Annotated in this window: 13 protein-coding genes; 4 read left to right on the top strand and 9 right to left on the bottom strand. The window is 55.0% G+C overall.

The window, feature by feature from the left end; translation table 11 throughout:
• Positions 1-103: 103 nt before the first annotated feature.
• The 3 genes from J8E65_RS06160 to rfbB are packed head-to-tail and all read right to left on the bottom strand — an operon-like array spanning position 104 to position 2,447.
• On the bottom strand, positions 104-577 hold the full coding sequence (locus J8E65_RS06160; RefSeq protein WP_210374760.1) for a dTDP-4-dehydrorhamnose 3,5-epimerase family protein: 474 nt from the start codon (positions 575-577) through the stop codon (positions 104-106).
• The gene (locus tag J8E65_RS06165; protein WP_210374762.1) at positions 574-1,341 is read right to left on the bottom strand and encodes a sugar phosphate nucleotidyltransferase; all 768 of its coding nucleotides are present in this window, start codon (positions 1,339-1,341) and stop codon (positions 574-576) included. The genes J8E65_RS06160 and J8E65_RS06165 overlap by 4 nt, the downstream gene beginning before the upstream one ends.
• Positions 1,342-1,355: 14 nt before the next feature.
• Entirely contained in the window at positions 1,356-2,447 is a 1,092-nt protein-coding gene (gene rfbB, locus J8E65_RS06170) for a dTDP-glucose 4,6-dehydratase (protein ID WP_210374764.1), read from the bottom strand.
• Between the two features lie 191 nt (positions 2,448-2,638).
• On the opposite strand from rfbB, the gene polA reads away from it, so the two are divergent.
• The 3 genes from polA to J8E65_RS06185 are packed head-to-tail and all read left to right on the top strand — an operon-like array spanning position 2,639 to position 7,992.
• A complete protein-coding gene (polA, locus tag J8E65_RS06175) occupies positions 2,639-5,392 on the top strand; it encodes a DNA polymerase I (protein ID WP_210374765.1) in 2,754 nt (917 codons plus the stop codon).
• Positions 5,393-5,397: 5 nt separating this feature from the next.
• A complete protein-coding gene (locus tag J8E65_RS06180; protein ID WP_210374766.1) occupies positions 5,398-6,717 on the top strand; it encodes a M16 family metallopeptidase in 1,320 nt (439 codons plus the stop codon).
• A 6-nt stretch (positions 6,718-6,723) separates the two neighbouring features.
• The gene (locus tag J8E65_RS06185) at positions 6,724-7,992 is read left to right on the top strand and encodes a M16 family metallopeptidase (RefSeq protein WP_210374767.1); all 1,269 of its coding nucleotides are present in this window, start codon (positions 6,724-6,726) and stop codon (positions 7,990-7,992) included.
• Positions 7,993-8,132: 140 nt separating this feature from the next.
• Here the strand turns inward: J8E65_RS06185 and J8E65_RS06190 are convergent, their stop codons facing one another.
• Positions 8,133-8,666 (bottom strand): AP2 domain-containing protein, encoded by a 534-nt coding sequence (locus J8E65_RS06190; protein ID WP_210374768.1) that lies wholly within the window; start codon positions 8,664-8,666, stop codon positions 8,133-8,135.
• A 216-nt stretch (positions 8,667-8,882) separates the two neighbouring features.
• Here J8E65_RS06190 and J8E65_RS06195 point away from each other — a divergent pair, with 216 nt between their 5' ends.
• Positions 8,883-9,995: a glycoside hydrolase family 18 protein gene (locus J8E65_RS06195; protein ID WP_210374769.1), complete on the top strand. Its 1,113-nt coding sequence runs from the start codon at positions 8,883-8,885 to the stop codon at positions 9,993-9,995.
• 45 nt (positions 9,996-10,040) lie between these two features.
• On the opposite strand, the gene J8E65_RS06200 is transcribed toward J8E65_RS06195, so the two are convergent.
• From J8E65_RS06200 to J8E65_RS06220, 5 genes are all read right to left on the bottom strand, one after another.
• Positions 10,041-12,581 (bottom strand): ATP-dependent Clp protease ATP-binding subunit, encoded by a 2,541-nt coding sequence (locus J8E65_RS06200; RefSeq protein ID WP_210374770.1) that lies wholly within the window; start codon positions 12,579-12,581, stop codon positions 10,041-10,043.
• A 181-nt stretch (positions 12,582-12,762) separates the two neighbouring features.
• Entirely contained in the window at positions 12,763-13,110 is a 348-nt protein-coding gene (locus J8E65_RS06205; protein WP_210374771.1) for a HesB/IscA family protein, read from the bottom strand.
• Positions 13,111-13,181: 71 nt separating this feature from the next.
• On the bottom strand, positions 13,182-16,085 hold the full coding sequence (locus J8E65_RS06210; protein WP_210374772.1) for a lamin tail domain-containing protein: 2,904 nt from the start codon (positions 16,083-16,085) through the stop codon (positions 13,182-13,184).
• 197 nt (positions 16,086-16,282) lie between these two features.
• Positions 16,283-18,382 (bottom strand): vWA domain-containing protein, encoded by a 2,100-nt coding sequence (locus tag J8E65_RS06215; protein ID WP_237181706.1) that lies wholly within the window; start codon positions 18,380-18,382, stop codon positions 16,283-16,285.
• 29 nt (positions 18,383-18,411) lie between these two features.
• Positions 18,412-19,188, bottom strand: a complete 777-nt coding sequence (locus tag J8E65_RS06220; RefSeq protein ID WP_210374774.1) for a cytidine deaminase — start codon at positions 19,186-19,188, stop codon at positions 18,412-18,414.
• Between the last annotated feature and the right edge of the window lie 43 nt (positions 19,189-19,231).

Here is a 19,231-nt window from a genome sequence, read left to right on the forward strand (position 1 = left end):
CTTTGCTTCGTGGTTAAGCGGTACTTTAAAAGCCCAACGCAACGCTGCTATTCTGGTTCAAGCATGAATGGCGGATTTACGCAGAAAAAAGTGTGCCGCAGCTTTAGTCCATCGTGAAGGGATGGTCAGGCCGGTTTTCGTGGCGGATTTCATCGACGGCCTCCTTTCGACCCCAGCCGGCGTAGAGTTGGTTAGGACAGTTAATGAGCAAAGCGGGTTCAGTGCCCGTGTTGCGATAGGCATGCACAACGCCGGGAGGAACCAGCACGATGACTGGGTTGACTTCGCCCACATCCAGCACTTGCCGGTAGCCATAGGTAGGAGCGTCGGGGCGGGTGTCCCATAGATAGAGCCGCAATTGGCCGTGGAAGAATACAAACAAGTCGGTTTGCTTGCGATGCTCGTGTGGGCCGCGCGTAACTCCTGGATGGGTAAGCGAGAGGTATCCCATTACTGGATAGACGGTGGGATCCAGTTCGTCTTGTCGAAAAAATTCGGCCAGCCAGCCGCGGGAGTCTTCAAACCGTCGCAAGGGACGAATGATGCAGCCGGCAATGGGTCCTTCCTGCCAATTCATCGGTTGCGACAGTTTTCAAGTTCGGCGTAGATCAGGTCACGGGCCAGACGGTTAGCTTCGTGCCAGCCTTCGATAGTCCCGGCATCGCCCCACCAGCTTTTAAGAATGCCATAAGAAAGCTGTCCGCGGGCGATGTAGGCGTTGCTGACGTCGCTGATTTCTAACTCGCCCCGTGGGCTAGGCTTAAGTTGGCGGATAACCTCGAAGGCATAGGCATCATAGAAATAAATGCCGGTTACGGCGTAACGGCTGGGCGGGTAGGTAGGTTTTTCGATGATTTCTACAATGCGGTCGCCTTCCAGACGGGGTACGCCATAGCGTTCTGGATCAGGGACTTCTTTCAGCAGCACACGGGCACCGCAGCCATAGCGTTGCAGTTGTTCCTGATAGGCTGCAACTTCATCGTGCAGGTCTTCGGAGAGAATATTATCCCCTAAAATGACAACAAAGGGATCTCCGCCGACAAAGCGTTCACATAGGCCGATGGCCTGAGCAATGCCCCCGGGCTCGTCCTGAACGCGATAGGTCAAGTCTAAGCCAAAAGCACGCCCACTTCCGAGCAGGTTAACCACATCGCCCATGTGCTCTGGGCTGGTCACCACAGCCACTTCACGAATGCCAATGCGGCGCAGGCGTATCAAGGGGTGATAGATCATGGGGTAGCGACCAACGGGGAGCAGGTGTTTGTTGGTTACTTTTGTCAGCGGGTAGAGGCGGCTTCCTGTACCGCCGGCCAGGACAATGCCTTTCAGGGGACGATTCATGTGGGTAGTCGGTTTTAGCGGAGCACGTACTGCTTTTCATAATAGGCTCGATAGGAAGCATCCGTCACGGCTTCGAGCCAGTCACGATGGGACAGGTACCAGCGGATGGTTTCGCGAAGCCCTTCTTCGAGCGTATAGGCCGGTTGCCAACCGAGCTCTTGGCGCAAGCGCGAAGCATCGAGCGCGTAGCGAAAGTCGTGACCTGGACGATCTTTGACAAAGGTGATCAGCCTACGGGAATACCCAGCAGGGCGTCCTAGCTCTTCGTCGAGCAGGTCCAAAAGCTGCGTAACCAGCTCAAGGTTGGTGCGCTCGTAGCCCGCACTGACCAAATAGGTTTGTCCAGTGCGGCCAAAAAGCAGGATGCGCTCGATCGCTGTGCAGTGGTCATGAACGTAGAGCCAGTCCCGCACGTTTTCTCCTTTGCCGTAGATGGGAATAGGCCGATTTTCAAGCGCGTTGAGGATCGTTAAGGGGATGAGTTTCTCCGGGAATTGATAAGGACCGTAGTTGTTCGAACAGTTTGAGATCACTATAGGCAAGCCATAGGTGTAGTAGTAAGCGCGCACAAAGTGGTCGCTAGCAGCTTTTGAGGCTGCATAGGGGGAGCGTGGGTTGTAGGGCGTGAACTCGGTGAAATAGCCTTCGGGTCCTAAGCTGCCAAACACCTCATCGGTCGAAATGTGATAAAAGCGAAATCGCCGAGGGTCGGCATGATCCCCCCAGGCTTTTCGGGCTGCTTCCAGCAAAGTCACGGTACCGACCGTGTTGGTCAGCACAAACGACAAGGGGGTCATAATCGAACGATCTACATGACTTTCAGCGGCAAAGTGCACTACGGTGCTAATCCCATGCTCGCGAAACAGGCGTTCCACAAGGGGCGCGTCGGCCACGTCGCCGCGCACAAAGCGATAGTTTGGCGCCTCCTCGATGCTGCGCAGGTTCATCAGGTTGCCTGCATAAGTCAGGCGATCCAAATTAATGAACTGCACCGTAGGATAGCGCGCTACCATGTAGAGCAAAAAGTTCGATCCAATAAATCCGGCACCGCCCGTAACCAGAATCACCTCGGGCTGGTGCACCATCTCTGACCAGGTGGACGACATGCGCAGTCCCCCAATGTAAACCGGTTAAAGGAAAATCAGCCCCAATATAACGCAACAAAAGGAACTAACTTTCCCTGTGCTTCTTAACTTTTGTTTGTTTGGCATGCCAAGCATCCTTGAGGTTGCCTGTGCAAAAGAAAGGCCAAATTGCCCTTTTTTCTGCTTTGGAAGCTGACGTGCCGCCGTCAGACATGAAGCGCCTGTACTTACTGGACGCGATGGCGCTGGCCTATCGGGCGCATTACGTTTTCATCAGTCGCCCACTGGTCAACAGCAAGGGGCAAAATACGTCGGCGGCCTATGGTTTTACCACGTCGCTGCTTAAGCTGATGGAAGATCACGCCATGGACTACCTGGCCGTGGTCTTCGATGCACCCGGTGAAGAGGGCACTTTTCGAGAAACACTCTATGAAGCGTATAAAGCGCACCGCGAGCCTCCACCTGAGGACTTGCAGGCCAATCTGCCTTGGATTAAGGAAATTGTGCAGGCTTTAGACATTCCCCTTCTTGAAGAGCCAGGTGTAGAGGCAGACGATGTGATCGGTACGCTGGCCCGACGAGCTGAAAGCCATGGCATCGAAGTCGTGATCGTCTCCCCCGATAAAGATTTTCTCCAGCTGCTTAGCCCTCGGATTACGCTATACCGCCCTTCTCGACGCGGCGAAACGTTTGAGCCAATCACGGAAGAAACCTTTCGCCAAACCTATGGGATTGCCCCGCAGCAGTTCATTGACGTTTTGGCCCTCATGGGAGACCCTAGCGACAACGTCCCCGGCGTGCCGGGTATTGGTGAAAAGACCGCGCTACAGCTCATTCAGCAGTACGGTTCTGTAGAGAACCTGCTCGCCCATGCCGAAGAGGTACCTGGTAAGCGGGCGCGTGAGGGGCTGCTGGCGCACCGCGAAGCTGCATTGTTGTCTAAAAAATTGGTGACCATTCACACCGATGTGCCACTACGCATCTCCTGGCAAGCGTTTCATCGGGCGCAACCGGATAGCGCGCGGCTCATGCGGATTTTCCAGGAGCTTGAGTTTGAATCGCTGCTGCGCCGCTTGCGCGAAGAAGGACTAGGCGGACAATCCTTGCCAGAACCCCCCGAGGCGGAGATCTCCTTCGCGTTTGGACCCTACCAGCCGCTTGCCGTCTATGATCCGAAAAAGGCCAACTACCGAATCGTTCGCAACCTGACTGAGCTTGAAGCCTTGCTACCGCAGCTGGAGGGGCACGCGCGCCTATCGATCGATACCGAAACCACCTCTACCGAGGCGATGTGGGCCTCGCTGGTAGGCGTAGCGATCTCTTGGGAGAAAGGACAAGGGGTTTATCTGCCTACACCCCTGCCCGATGGTACGCCTACCGAGGTGGTGCTTCGGCGACTTGCTCCGTATGTGCAATCAGTGCCCCTTAAAGTCGGCCAAAACCTAAAGTATGATCTGCTAGTGCTGGCCCGGCACGGCTTGGAACTACCTCCCCCTTATTTTGACACGATGGTAGCGCACTACCTCATTGCGCCTGAAGAACCGCATAGCCTGGATGTGCTAGCCCGTCAGTACTTGCATTACCAGACAGTTCCGATTGCCGAGCTCATTGGCTCAGGCAAAGACCAGAAATCTATGCGTGATGTAGCCATCGATGCGGTAGGCCCCTACGCCTGTGAGGATACAGACATTGCCCTGCAACTGGCTGACGTGCTCGCCGAGGAGTTGGATCGACTGGGATTGCGTAAGATTGCAGAGGCGATGGAGTTTCCGCTGATTGAAGTGCTGGCCGATATGGAGCGAACCGGTATCGGCATTGACCGGGGGGTGTTGCGAGAAATCGGGGCACAACTTGAGGCAGAGCTGCACCAGCTGGAAGCTGAAATCTACCGCCTTGCCGGCGTTGCGTTTACAATTGGCTCACCGCAGCAACTGGCCGAAGTACTCTTTAAACGGTTGGGGCTCAAGCCGCGGGCACGCACCGGGACTGGGCGTCCCTCAACCAAAGAAAGCGTGCTCGAAGAGCTGGCTACGCAGCATCCTTTGCCCGGGCTGGTGCTCGACTGGCGCCACCTGGCCAAGCTCAAAAGCACCTACGTTGAAGGCCTGGAGCCGCTCATTCATCCTGAAACAGGCCGTATCCACACCACCTTTAACCAGACCATCACCGCTACAGGGAGGCTTTCCTCGAGCAATCCCAACTTGCAAAACATTCCAGTACGTACCGAAGTAGGGCGGGAAATTCGCCGTGCCTTTATCCCGCGTCCTGGATGGAAATTGCTTTCGGCCGATTACGTGCAGATCGAGCTACGTATTTTAGCGGCCATGAGTGGCGATGAAGCGTTGCAGCGGGCCTTTGCTGAGGGACAGGATATTCACGCTGCCACGGCTGCACGCGTTTTTCATGTTCCGCTAGCGCAGGTAACTCCTGAGCAGCGGCGCAAGGCAAAAATGGTAAACTACGGCATCCCTTACGGCATTTCTGCTTGGGGGTTGGCGCAACGGCTGCGGTGTCCAACGCGCGAAGCCCAAGCCCTCATCGAAGAGTATCAACGCGCTTTTCCTGGCGTAACGCGCTTTTTGCACCAGATGGTCGAAAAAGCGCGCCAGAAAGGCTATGTAGAAACGCTTTTGGGACGCCGTCGCTACGTGCCGAATATCAATTCCCCCAACCGTGCTGAGCGCTCTATGGCCGAGCGCATTGCGGTCAACATGCCGATTCAGGGCACGCAAGCCGACATGATTAAGCTCGCTATGGTACATATCTACCATCGACTCCGTCGAGAAGGGTATCGGGCCAAGATGATCCTGCAAGTACACGATGAGCTGGTCTTTGAAATACCCCCAGAAGAACTGGATGCCGTAAGCCAGCTGGTTGTGGAAGAAATGAAACGTGCACTCCCGCTTGAAGGGGTTCCTATCGAAGTAGACATTGGGATTGGCGATAACTGGCTTGATGCACACTAGTCCTTATGGAAAGAAACGATGCTGCTTTAGAAGTTTTGCCCGCTGTGGAGGGCTTTACTTTTGTGGAATCGGTGGGGGGCATTGCGGCCTATCGCTTGGCGGCTAATGACCTTGACGTATTGCTGATGCCGCAAAATACGGTTCCCGTCGTGGTCTTTATGATCACCTACCATGTAGGGAGCCGCAATGAACCGACTGGACTAACCGGTGCGACGCACATGTTGGAGCACCTGATGTTTAAGGGCACGGCGCGCTTTCATAAGGCGCAGGGAACCTCGGTTTTTCAGGTGCTGCAGCGGGTAGGGGCTCAGGTCAATGCGACGACCTGGCTGGATCGCACAAACTACTACGCCCTGCTGCCACGTGAGCATTTGTCGTTGGCGGTAGAAATTGAAGCGGATCGCATGCGTGGGGCCCTGCTGCTACCGGAAGATGTCGAGGCAGAACGCACGGTGATCCTCAATGAGATGGACCGTAGTGAAAATGACCCCTTGCGCAACCTGTATCAAGCCGTCTGGAGCGTGGCCTTTGTCGCCCATCCTTACCGCCACCCAACGATCGGATGGCGTAGCGACGTGGAAAATATCACGGCCGAAGCGCTCCGCCATTTTTACGATACTTTTTACTGGCCCAATAATGCCACTGTCTCGATTATTGGAGATTTTGAGCTAGAAGAGGCGTTGAAGTTAGTGCAGCAGCATTTTGGCCCCATCGAGCGTTCGCCGCGCCCGATTCCAGCTGTGTGGACGCGTGAGCCGGTGCAGCGAGGAGAGCGGCGTTTGGTGTTGCACCAGGCCGGTGAGCTGGGTGTCGTTATGGTCGCTTTTAAATCGCCGGCTGGACTAGACCCCGATGCCGATGCTCTTGACGTGCTGGCCTGTATTCTCTCACAAGGCCGTAACAGCCGTCTGTATCGGAAGCTGACCGACACTGGGCGAACCCTCTCGGTGACGGCGACTAACGAACGACATCGCGACCCTGGTTTGTTCTATGTGGTAGCCCGCCTGGCGCCTGGCGTTGCCCATGCCGAGGTGGAAGCGATCTTGCTGGAGGAACTGGCACAGGTAGCTGCCTGTGGGGTAAGTGAAGAAGAAGTGGCGCGTGCGCAAACGCAGCTTGCTGCGCTGGAGGTCTACGGCCGGGATGGCCCGTTTGCCATTGCGGCCCAACTGAACGAGGCTATTGCTATTGGAGACTGGAAACTCTACGCTACCTATCTCGATCGGATCGCTTGCGTCACTGCAGTGGACATTCAACGGGTGGCGCAAACGTATCTGACCGAAGCAGCACGCACCGTAGGCTGGTACGTTCCCCAAGCAGCTTAGTTGGCTATGAGGCGCTCGTTTGCCGAACGTGTTGTTGAGGTGCACATCGGCACTTGTCGGCTTTACGTATTGCCTGTCCCCATAGAACAAGTCGTAACGCTCCGCGGGTCGTTTCTGACCTGGCCCGACGTGGCGGCTGGAGACCTACTGCGCCAGCGTTTAACCGTAGGTATGCTGGATCAGGGTACGGTGCAGCGGGACCGGTTTGAGCTGGCGCGCTTACTGGAAGATCGCGGGGCGCACGTAAGCTTTGGGAGCAGAGGGCTACGGGTAGAATTTGCTGGACGCATGCTTCGTCGGCATGTGCCTGAGGTGCTGCCGCTGATTGCTGAGCAACTCCGCATGCCACGCTTTGAGGCTGAAGCATTTGAAAAAGTCCGTCTCCAGTTAGAGGCGCAGCTTAAGCAAGCCTTGGAGCAGACAGCTGTGCGCGCCCGACTGGCCCTGAGCCGACGGCTCTACAGTCCAGCGCATCCAAACTATGGCACAGACCCCGTGGAAGCGTTGGCCCGGCTTGCCGAATTGACGCTTGAGGACGTTAAAGCCTACCACGCCACCCACTTTGGTGCCAACGAACTCATTCTGGTTTTGGTAGGCCACCTGCAGCCCGAAACCGCAGTCCCGCTCGTAGAGCAGTTTTTTGCCGATTGGACGCCCCATGCGGCAGCCCCTTGTTTTGCCCCCACAGCTACGCCACAGCCGCCCGGACGCGAGCTGATCTACGTGCCTGATCGCCAAAACCTCGATGTGTGTTTGGGGCATGCCCTGCCGCTGCGACGGCAGGATCCCGACTACTTGCCCTTGTACGTTGGCACCTACATCCTAGGCGGTAATTTTTCGGCCCGTCTTATGACTACGGTGCGAGATGAGCGGGGGCTAACCTATTGGATTCATGCTGGACTAGAGGGCCTCAATACGCTGCACGACGGGCACTTTCAGATTGAAATTACGCTTAGCCGGGATCAGCTTGAGGCAGGGTTGGCCGCAACGCTCCAAGAAGTGGAACGCTTTGTGGCCGATGGCGTGACGGAAGCCGAACTAGCCGAGAAAAAAGACACGCTGACGGGCCTGTTTCAGACCGGACTTAGTACAACAAGTGGCTTGGCGAGCGCATTGCTGGTCAACATCGAACGTGGTTTTGGTCCGGCCTATCTAGATCGCTATCCTGAGGAGATACGAGCGCTTACGCGCACGCAGGTTAACGATGCCGTTGCTCGCTATCTAAAGCCAGAAATGTTGCACACCGTCATTGCTGGCAGCATGCAGGCGTCGTGACGTCCAATCCAAAAACGCAGCAGGCCCGCCCCAGAGGAGCGGACCTGCTGCGTCCCCATCCACGAGAACACGGGCCTTGCGTGTTCGGGAAGAAGTATCGGCTGCAGGTCCTAGAGACTTAAGCAGGCGTACGCGAAAAATCATTGTAGCGCCTGTTGGTACAATCGCTGCAAGGCAGGAAGCGCACGGCGTACCATTTCTTCAACGCTGAGCTTCGGAGGACGCTGAACTTCGTACAGCTTGCGACAGACCAGTTCTAAAGCCCCTTCTAGACCATGGGCTTCAATGCTGCGGCTGGTAGAGTGACGACGGCCTTCTGCATCGGTCCAGTAACCTTGCACGTAAGGACGCCGCTGCCCTTGGCGCGTCATTTTCATGCTAAATCCGACGCCTACAATACCTGAGCGATTGATTGCCGCTAATGCTTTCTGACGGGCTTCTGGGGTACGCAGGCGCAGGGTGGGGTCAATGGGAGGGGGCAGTTCCTCCAACAGGCGGTCGCGGTAAGCTACTGCTGCCTCAAAAGCTTTTTCTGGAGATCCGTATTTGCTGTCAGAAAAAAACTGCGAGTAGGATCGGTTTTGACGTTGTATGCGGACCTGCCAGCCATGTGTTTCGCGCACATCAATGCGAAAAACATTGCGCGCTTTTCTACCGCCTTTAGTGTTCGACATGGGAGCGCCTCCTTATGCTAACCATCTGGACGTAGGGTAGAGTGGAACAAGGAGATCGTGGCGGGGACTGACAAATTTACAGACAATATCGCTGAGGTTCAATGCTGCTACAAAAAAGTCCATCTGTAAAATGGAATCGATCCCAAGTTTACATGCACAGTAAGGACTTGCTTCTACAAGATTATCTTTAAAAAAGGCTAAATAATTTTAGGGCAAATGCGTTTTTATTGGATTTTAGGGCTAAGCCTTTATGGTCTCGTAAGCGCCTGTCACTTGAATGAGCCTGCCTACCGGGTGGTGGGCTATCTTTACGGTCCGCGTATGGATAGTATAGAAGTGTTTAATTTTAATGGTCTTACGCACTTAAACTATGCTTTTGCCAATGTGCTTCCCGATGGTCGGGTGGTTTTAGAGAGCGCGGTTGACAGTCAGCGGCTTCGTCGCGTGTTGGCTGCTCGAGGGGCTTCTAAGGTGTTGCTTTCGATAGGGGGGTGGTCCTGGTCGGATTACTTTTCGGATGCGGCGTTGACGGAACAGGCGCGGCGTCGCTTTGCCGAAAGTGCCGCTGCGTTGCTGGTGGCGTTTGGTCTAGATGGGTTGGACGTGGACTGGGAGTATCCGGGACAGGTGGGTGAGGGTAATGTTTATCGACCAGAAGACCGGGAAAACTTTACGCTTTTGTTGGCTGCTGTGCGGGCTGAGCTAGCGGCATTGGCTGAGGTGCATCGCAGGCCATATCTGCTGACGATTGCAGCCGGCGTGGATTCGACCTATTTGGCTCATGTCGAGATGGAGCAGGTGCATCCGCTACTGGACTTTATAAATTTGATGACCTACGACTTTCATGGAAGCTGGACGCCGCATACGGGTCATCATGCGAATCTTTATCCTTCTGCTTTAGATCCTGAGCAGTTTTCAGTGGATGCTGTCGTTCGGCGCTATCTTCGGGCTGGTGTTCCGGCCGAAAAGTTGGTCATTGGGGTGCCGTTTTACGGGAGAGGTTGGCAGGGGGTATGGCCGGAGCATCATGGGCGCTATCAGTCCTATGAAGCTGTAGTGGAAGCGCCTTTGTCGTTTGGGGTGTTGCAAGCCCGTTATATTGGCCGGGAGGGTTTTGTGCGGTATTGGGATGCGGAAGCGCGTGCGCCGTATTTATGGAATGCAAAGCTCCGGGTGTTTATTTCTTATGAGGATGCCCAGTCCTTGCAGGAGAAAGTGGCCTATGTGCGTGCGAGGCGTCTAGGTGGGGTGATGTTTTGGGAATACAGTGCCGATACTTGGGGCACATTGCGTCGGGTACTGGTTGCAACAGAACCGTTATTGCAATAAAAACTCCCTATGGCTGTTATAGCCATAGGGAGTTTGAAGTTGAGTTTATTCTGGAGTCCCCTCGGGTGCAGCTTCGGGTTTTTCTGAAGGTGCCGACGCCTCGGTTGCTGGACGTGCTTCAAAGATCAGCTCGCCGGGCTTAACCGATTCGTCGTAATGGATCAAGACGCGGTCACCTTCTTTGATCGTATTGCTGAGGATGGCTTCTGCCAGGGGGTCTTCTACATACTTTTGGATAGCTCGGCGCAGGGGCCGTGCGCCAAACTGCGGATCGTAGCCTTTATCGACCAGAAAGTCTCGGGCAGCTTGAGAAAACTCAACCTGAATGCCTAAGTCGCCTGCCCGTTTGAGCAAATCGGCAACCATCAGGTCGATGATCTGATAAATATGCTGTTTTTCCAGCGGTTGGAAGACGATCACGTCGTCGATGCGGTTGAGGAACTCGGGGTTGAAGACGCGCTTGAGGGCATCTTCAACGGTAGATTTCATGGCTTGGTAGTTAAAGGACTGCTCGCTTTGCGTAAAGCCGATGCCTTTGCCCAGGTTTTTGATTTCCCGAGCTCCAATATTTGAGGTCATGATGATGATGGTATTCCGAAAATCAACGCGCCGGCCCAGGCCGTCGGTCAGAATGCCATCGTCGAGCACCTGCAGGAGGATGTTAAACACGTCAGGGTGGGCTTTTTCGATTTCATCGAGCAGCACGACCGAGTAGGGTTTCCGGCGCACTTTTTCGGTAAGTTGTCCACCTTCCTCATAGCCTACGTAGCCAGGTGGAGCTCCAATAAGGCGGCTGACGGAAAATTTCTCCATGTACTCGCTCATGTCGATACGAATGAGCGCGTCTTCGGAGTCGAACAGGTAAGCTGTCAGCGCCTTGGCCAGCTCTGTCTTCCCTACGCCCGTAGGTCCCAGGAAGATGAAAGAGCCGATTGGTCGCTTAGGGTCTTTTAGGCCGGCACGCGTGCGTCGGATGGCCCGCGACAGCTTGGAGATGGCCTCGTCTTGGCCGATAACCCGGCTTTTGAGCGCTTCTTCCATGCGCAGCAGCTTTTTCTGCTCGGGCTCGGTGATCTTGTCGACGGGGATGCCCGTCATCATGGCCACGACTTCGGCGATGTCTTGGGCTGTGACCTCGTGCACTTCGTGCTGAATGCGCTCTTCCCAGATCCGCTTGGCTTCTTCTAGCTCTTCCAGCAGCTTCTTTTCACGGTCGCGTAGCCGGGCTGCTTCTTCAAAGCGCTGGCTTTTGACCACGCGATTTTTTTCTTCGCGCACGCGCTCAATTTCTTCTTCAAGTTCAACGATTTCCTTAGGTACGCGGATGTTTTTGAGGTGCACGCGGGCCCCGGCTTCGTCCATCACGTCGATGGCTTTGTCAGGCAAGAAACGATCGGTAATGTACCGCTCTGAGAGCTTAACGCACATTTCGATGGCTTCATCGGTGTAGCGGACGTTATGGTGCTCTTCGTAGCGGTCCTTGATTTTGCGTAGGATTTCGACCGTCTCTTCTGGCGTTGAAGGGTCGACCATGATTTTCTGGAAGCGGCGATCCAGCGCCCCGTCTTTTTCAATATACTGTCGGTATTCGTCCAAGGTAGTGGCGCCGATGCACTGGATTTCCCCGCGGGCCAAGGCGGGCTTGAACATGTTGGAGGCGTCGAGCGAGCCTGAGGCCCCGCCAGCACCGACGATGGTATGCAGCTCGTCGATGAAGAGGATGACGTCAGGGTTTTTCTCAAGCTCGTTCATAACGGCCTTCATCCGCTCCTCGAATTGGCCGCGGTATTTGGTTCCAGCCACCAGGGCAGCCAAGTCGAGTGAGACGATGCGTTTGTCGTAGAGCACGCGGCTCACTTTACGCTGGACAATGCGCATGGCTAGCCCTTCTACGATGGCCGTCTTGCCCACGCCGGGGTCGCCAATCAGCACGGGATTATTTTTCTTTCGGCGGCTAAGGACTTGGGCCACGCGCTCGATCTCGCGTTCCCGTCCGATGACGGGATCCAGCTTGCCTTCTTCGGCCAGCTTGGTTAGATCGCGGCCGAAGTTGTCCAGCACGGGGGTTTTGCTCTTTTCCATTTTCGTATACTCCCGGCCATATCCAGAGGAAGAGCGACTACCGCTGGTGCGGGCAGAGGCCTTTCCGCTAAGAATCGCGTCCAGCTCGGCCCGCACGGCGTCGTATGTTATGGAAAAACCCTGCTGCAGAATTTGGGCGGCAATGTTTTCCTCATCTCGGAGTAAGCTCAGCAGCAGGTGTTCGGTTCCGATAACGTCACTTTTGTAGAGTTTAGCTTCCAGGTAAGTAATTTTGAGCACCTTTTCGGCCTGCTTCGTCAGCGGCAAGTTGCCTACGACGGTAGCTGGACCGCTGGTGCTGCGCACCGCATCTTCAATAGCTTTTTTAAGTTTTAATAGGTCGCATCCGAGGTTGCGGAGGATCTGCACAGCGATCCCTTCGCCCTCGCGGATAATGCCTAGCAATAGATGTTCCGTTCCGATGTAGTCGTGTCCTAGCCGGATGGCTTCCTCCCGGCTATAGGAGATTACGTCGCGAACTCGGTTGGAGAAGTTTCCTTCCATGCTAACTTCCGAATATGTGCTTGGTGGCAGCCCTATAAGCTTAGCTGCAGGCTGTCGCAAAGCTGGTCAGCTGTTTTAGCGCTGACCCAAAGCTGTTAACCGAAGCGATTTTCCCCAGTTCCAACGAAAAACGCGGGGCGGCGCCTACCCACCCCGCGCCGGAAGCTGGTTGGGGGGCAGCTCAAACCGCAAAGCTGGAGCCGCAGCCGCAAGTTTGCGTCGCATTAGGGTTATTAAATACAAAACCGCGTGCATTAAGCCCGTCATGATAATCGATCGTCGTGCCCATAAGGTATAACCCATGGCGACGATCCATGTAAATGGTAATGCCCGCTACTTCGAACTCCAAGTCGTAGTCGCGCTTACGGTCAAACCCCAGTAGGTAGCTCATGCCAGAGCAACCCCCTCCGCGCACGCCAACCCGGAGCCCATAGCCCTCTGGGATTTGCTTTGTCTGCATAATTTTGCGAATCTCCTGCGCCGCACGCGCTGTAAGCTGCACCGGTGCTTGGAGCGTTGTGGTGCTCATAACTCCAGATTAGGATTTACGTGATTGCAACTGCTTTGTGAACGTGAAGGGGTGTCTGCTGTTCCGTTAGGCTAGTGGAGTGGGCGTGCTAAAACCACCGGTGCCTTACGCGTCAGCAAGCGGCCTCCACGAGCATCTAAAGCCTCAAAAAGCACAACGTATAAGCCTATAGGCAATTCGCGCCCTTCCTGGTCTCGTCCATCCCAAAGGAGCATGCCTTCGGCACCGGCCACAATAGGTCCTAAGGTGCGTACCCGTCGGCCATAGCTATCAAAAATCTGCGCTTGCGCAACGGTTCCTGTTGCTGGTAGTCGAAAGTGCAAAATGGTTACATCGTCCGTGCCATCTCCGTCTGGAGAGAAGGGCGAAGGCGTAATCCAAAGCTCAGGTGTTTGCGTAGGCCACTGGGTGCGTTGCACCTGCGCTGCATTTGGCCGACCGGGCGTACCGCCTGAAGGATCTGGACTCGTGGTCCAGTTGGTTGGGTCATTAGAGGGACCATCGGGCAAGAGGCGTTCTAGGGCCAGGCCTGTAGCGTCTCGTATCCCTTTTTGATGCCAAGAGGGTGCATACGCTACAGCATCGAGTGTATGCGCTCGGTAGCGTAAGTGTACCACGTCGCCTTCATTACGCAGGCTTAAGCTGCTGCGGCGCATCGGTAGCCAGACCGTGCCGGGCTGCTGCGTTGTTCCGGGAAATGCTTCGTCTAGGAACACCAAAGGGTCGCTACTGGTGGGCACACTGAAAACAAGCGCCAAACTGTCTGGAGCTAAGGCCTGAAAGCGTGCGGGTAGGTAAAACGTGTCGGCACGCCCTAGTTCGTTAGGCCGATTGGTCCAGTAGAGGCCTTCAAGGTCAAGATAATAAGCGGCGCGGTTGAGCAATTCGAGATATTCGGGTTGGTCCGGATAGCCATCATAGGGGTTGGCACGCGGAGCGTAGAGGATTTCGTTGATGATGAGGGAACCCGGAGCGGGGGGATAGGCCAAAGGACGTGTTGCTGTGGCCCTACATTGGTTCTTAAGGTCGCAAAGTTGGCGTGCAGTGAGGTGACGCTGACGCAGTTGCGCGGCAAAGCGTAGCACAATCTGCTGCTGTTCGGCTTGCCAGATAGCATCGACTGGGCGCGTGCCGTCGTCGAGCTCAAAAGCATCTGGATGCACTGCGCTTGGATGGAGGGGTTCATCGACCGTAAGGACCACCGTTGTGCTATCTCGAACCGCGGCAAAAAGTAGTAAAGGAGCACGGAGGTCGGGTTCGTAGCGGCTGTTGACGCGACCGGGTGTAGCTCTTTCTGGAGCATCCGAAGGGGCCCAATTTTCAGGTATTGTAGCTGGAAGTCCGGGGTCGCGGCGTTCCAGTGAGTATCCAGGCTTACCCATAACCGCGGTATAGGCCATGCTATCGATAACTACCTTGTCGGCTCGGACCAATACCACAGCGTCACCGTCGTTATTCAGCGCGGACCAACTTGGGGGCTGAACCCTGTAGGCTATCGGGCCAAAAGCGCGCTCCAGCAGCGCAGTGTCTTGGGCAATAACCACGTAAGCTTCTGGACCAACAAGAAAAGGGCGCTGACTTAGTGGGATAGGCTGTCTCCGGGTGTCGTACCATTGCAGCTGCTGCAGGTCAATGGCATGGGGGGAACGGTTGTAGAGCTCGAAAAACTCTGTAGCGTCTTCAGTGGGGGCGTAAAGTACTTCGTTTAAGACCACATCACCTGGCGCGATGGGTTGGGCATCGCCAGGGAAGGTAAACGCGTAGGTAACGCCTGTAAGCAGATTGCCAACAGTATCGGCAATGTGCGTAAGTTGTAGGCGATAGGTTTCGCCGGCGGTTAGGGGGAAAGCGAGCTGCAGCGTGTAGTCGGGTCGGGGTGAGGAGGGACAATCTAGGATAGTAGCGATTGTTTGTGGGGGCGCAATCTGGTAGTGCGCAGGATCGCAGCCGTAAACCGGTTCGTCGAAATGGACGTTTAGCTGCTGGCTGTTTACGGGATAGGCTTCTCGCAGGCGGGGCGGTTGCGTGTCGGTGCGAGCAACCACAGTCAAGGAGGTGTCGCCTAGCGGGTTGCCTGCTAGATCATATAAGCTGCGCGCATAGAGGGTGTAGATCCCCGAGGGTGGAATGTCGGTAAAGATCAGCTGCACAACCTGGCCTAAAGGATCACCGCTCCAGCGTTGGGATTCAGGAAAGCCTAGGCGCTCGACGAAAAAGGCATCGTCCGCTAGGCGCGTGGTATCCATAGCTTCAGAGAAGTGGAGCACAAATGCGCGAAGTTGTTGCCGATACAGGGCTGAAAGGATACGGGGTGGGGTGCGGTCGGGGCGTTCGCGTTCGCCAGCCACAAGCAGGTCATCAAAGCCATAGTTTTGGGCCGTAGTGGCTGTATGCTTAACCCATAGGCCAAAAAAGCGGCTATGCCAATAGGTGGCATCTTGGGCTTCGAAAAGCACTTGGCCGTCTAAAGAGACTGTCCAGTGGCCAGTTTCGCTGCGAAGGATACGCAGCGTGTGCTTGCCTTGGGTTTCGGTTAAGAGGGGGTTGCTTCGGCCAAGCAAAATGCGGCGTGTGGCAGGATCGCCGTCTTGGCGATACAGGCGTATTTCGTCGCTATTGTTGGTCCCCAGCTGTACAAAATAGCCTCGGAGGGGTGCGAGTAGATCGGCGGTATCGGACATGAGGTAGATGCGGAATCCATTGAAATTGCTGAAGTTGACATTTTCGTAGTAAAAGGTGAGTTGCCAGACGCCCCAGCAAACCTGAGAGGGGGTGCTTAGAAACAAGGTATCAGCAGCTGAGGGGCCCTGGGTGCGGAGGAAGGGGTTGTTGTTTTGAAAGTCGATGGTCCAGTAAGCGGTTGTACCTTGCCAAGAAGGGTGGTTTAAGAAGTCCCCGTCATCAAAGCTTTCTATGAGCTGTGCGTGGAGGGATAAGGGATAGAGCCCTAAGAGCACACAGAGCGCACGGAGCATTTTTATTCCGTTATTGCAACGCAAAAAACCGCCTCACTTTAATAGAAACGCAACATTAAGCTTTATAAACTAGGGCAGGTTTTATTTGCCGACTCCATGCGGAAGGTACTATTGGCGTCCCATTGCGCTGGGATTGCAGGTACTTAGGTGATCCTGTGTGCTAAAGCAAAGATCGTCGCAATAGAGCTAAGGCGTGCTTAAACAACTCCGAATCGTTTACGCAGAACCCATTCTGCGGTAAGGAGCAGGATTAAAACAGCCAAAAAAGGCCATTGGGTACGGGGGCGCCAATCGGCCAGTTGGATGGTCTCGGTGGGTTGCAGCAGACCTGCTGCGTGCAACTGTTCGGCCAGCGTGGGTAGTGTTTGCAGCGTAAGCATTTGTCCGCCTGTGCGGCGAGCGAGTTGCCGTAGCAAATTGTGGTCGGCCCAGGGCGTTTGAAACTCTACTGTGGATAGGCCTATGGAAAAATGTCCTTGATCTCGGCCTAGCTCACGGTCTGTTCGGGTGGCAATAGCTTGATAAAAGTACAGGCCTTCGGGTAGGGTTAGGGTTTCTAGGCGGTAGCGGCCATTGCCGACGGCCTCCATGCGGAAGGGATAACGGGTACTATCGGCATCCCATACGGTTACGTGCAGCTCGGCATCACTTACAGGCAGCAAGCGTTCGTCGTAGACCTCTCCGAGTAGGCGCACGGGTTCGCCTGCGCCGAAGGTTTCCCGTTCAGGCCAGACGCGCACCAGGCGGTCTTCAACGGGGGCTGTAAGCCACTCAATTGTGTTCAGGAGCAGCTCTTCCCAGAGGGTATGGAGGGGAGAAAGGTTTTCGGGCAGGTTACTCCAGCGCCAGGTGCCGCTGCCCAGCCACAGCGCAGCTCGTCGGCCGCTGCGTTCTTGGACAAGAAACAGCGGTTGCTCCTGGCCTTCAGGGGTTTGGCCAATGGCAAGTAATCGGGTATCGGGTTTAGGTTGCCAGGTAGCCCGAAGGGTTTGGAGTGGGGGGAGCTGATTTTGGCGTGCGAGCAGTACGTCAGGGAGTGTAAAGATAGGATGGTTTTGGGCTTCGCCGCGGAGTTTAAAGGTGATTTCCGTAAGACCAGGTACGGTTTGGGTAGGTTGTGCTGGTAACAGGTCCGCCCAGGCTTCCAAGCGCGACAGGTCGGTTTGGGGGCTTAGAAGTAGCAAGAAGGGGCGTTGCTCTATGGCCTGACGCAAGCGTGTTATGTGGCGGAGATCGGCGTTGCGTCCGGGGTAGCCAGCGAACAAGAGGAGGTCAAAGCGTTCTAGCGTATCCGGGAGAGGGCCACCGTAGAAACGTTGTCCATCGCGTTGAATACGGGTTGTGATGTTCAGGTCGGCATTGCCCCCAAGGATACGCTGCAGATTGGCCAGATCAGGTTCAGGGGCTGCAGCTAGAAGCAGGATTTGGCGTTTTCGGTCAAGGACGCGGATGAGCATACTATAGCTGTTATTGCGACTTGTAAACTCTCCTTCAAGTGCCTCGACGTGTACTTCAATGCGATGCCAGCCTGGGGTTTCTGGTGTATACTCAAAAGAAACCGAAGCCTGCTCTTGGGGTAGCGTCAGTGTGTGTTGGTGCTGGGCGACAAAGCGGCCGTTGGCTTGTAGCGTTATGGTAAGCGTAGTGCCTGCAAACCCATTGCTTTGGAGATAGGCGGTTATGGGTAAGGGCGTGTGTATATAGGTTAGCGTATTGGTTTCGACGCGATCGATGCGTACATCTCGGGGACGGGTGGTATCGCCGATGGCTATGGTGAAGATCGGTATGCTTTGTTGTGTAGCCCAATGGAGTGGAGAGGGACCTTCGTTGTACTGGCCATCGGTGAGTAAGATGATGGCGTTGAGTCGGGGATGGCGTTGAAATACCTCTTGAAGTGCTTGGGTGATGTTAGTGCGGGGCTGCTGAAAATCGAGCGAATCGGCAAGGTGTTCTGGATTGGCTGGCTTAAGGGTGCTGCCAAAGTAATAAAGATGGGTTTGGGCCTCTTTTAAAGCGGTCCAGGGAAACTGTCTTTGAAGGGTTTGAGCGATGGTGCTATCGCGGGCAGCAAGGGGGATGCTAGCGCTGTTGTCAAACAATATAGCCAGTGCAGGGGGTGTTTGTTGACGTTTTTGAAGTGGCCAGACTGGGTCGGTCAGCAAAGCAATAAGTAAGAGTAGGGTAGTAGCACGCAGCGTGGTGAGCAAGCGCTGTTGGTTGCGGGTAAGGCCTGGGGTTTGGCGATAGCTCCAGATGGCCCAGGCCAAAGCTGCTAGTCCTAATAGGACCAGCCACAAAGGGGTTAAGGTTGATAGCATAATTTCTGTTATTGCAACACAAAAAAACCAGGAAGCAAAGAAGCCGCAGAAAGCATCTCAGGCACCAATTGTCGGTCCTGCCATATCTGTAATTCGGGACTGTGCTCTACAAGAACCTGCCGACAAGCTCCACAGGGTGTAGTACGTGCAACATCCCGCACGCAGGAAAGGTAGAGCGCACGCCATTGATCAGAGTTATACCCATAGCTTAAAGCCGTACCAATAGCATTTCGTTCAGCACATAGCGTGCGTGTCCAATCTGGATGCTCTACATTAACCCCTGGAATACACCAACCTGCCTCAAGCTGCAATAGACAACCCACAGGGAACAAAGACACTGGCGCGTGGGCACGTGCAGCTACCTGGCGTGCCTCTTGAATGCCTGCGGTAGCATCGCTAATCTGCTTCGCCCAAAACGGCGAAAGTTCACCTTGAGGCGTCGGCAGCTTGGAACAGGAGGTGGCCATCAAAAACTGGTCGTTTTCCATGCTAAAACGGGAAGAAAACAGTCCATCTTGAAATCCTTCAAGCAAGGCTTGCATGCTTAAGTCTAAGGGCTCAGAAAGCAGAACCGCCACCACATCTCGGCGTCCTAGTGCCACTGCTGTAGTAAGTGCGTTCTGCAATGCCGGAATTGTCAAAGAAAACGACGCATTTTCTACGCGTACGCCGGGGATCCAATAACCGTCTGACAGCAACACCAACGCCGCCTCAGGATGATGCGAATAAGGCACATAGGCCCGTTTCAGGTAACGCGACAGTTGTGCTTTAAGCGTCGATACCACACCGAACCGTCGGAATGTTTCTCTGGAGGGAGAGACTTATCCA

The organism is Rhodothermus bifroesti, from assembly GCF_017908595.1.
Taxonomy (GTDB): Bacteria; Bacteroidota; Rhodothermia; order Rhodothermales; family Rhodothermaceae; genus Rhodothermus; species Rhodothermus bifroesti.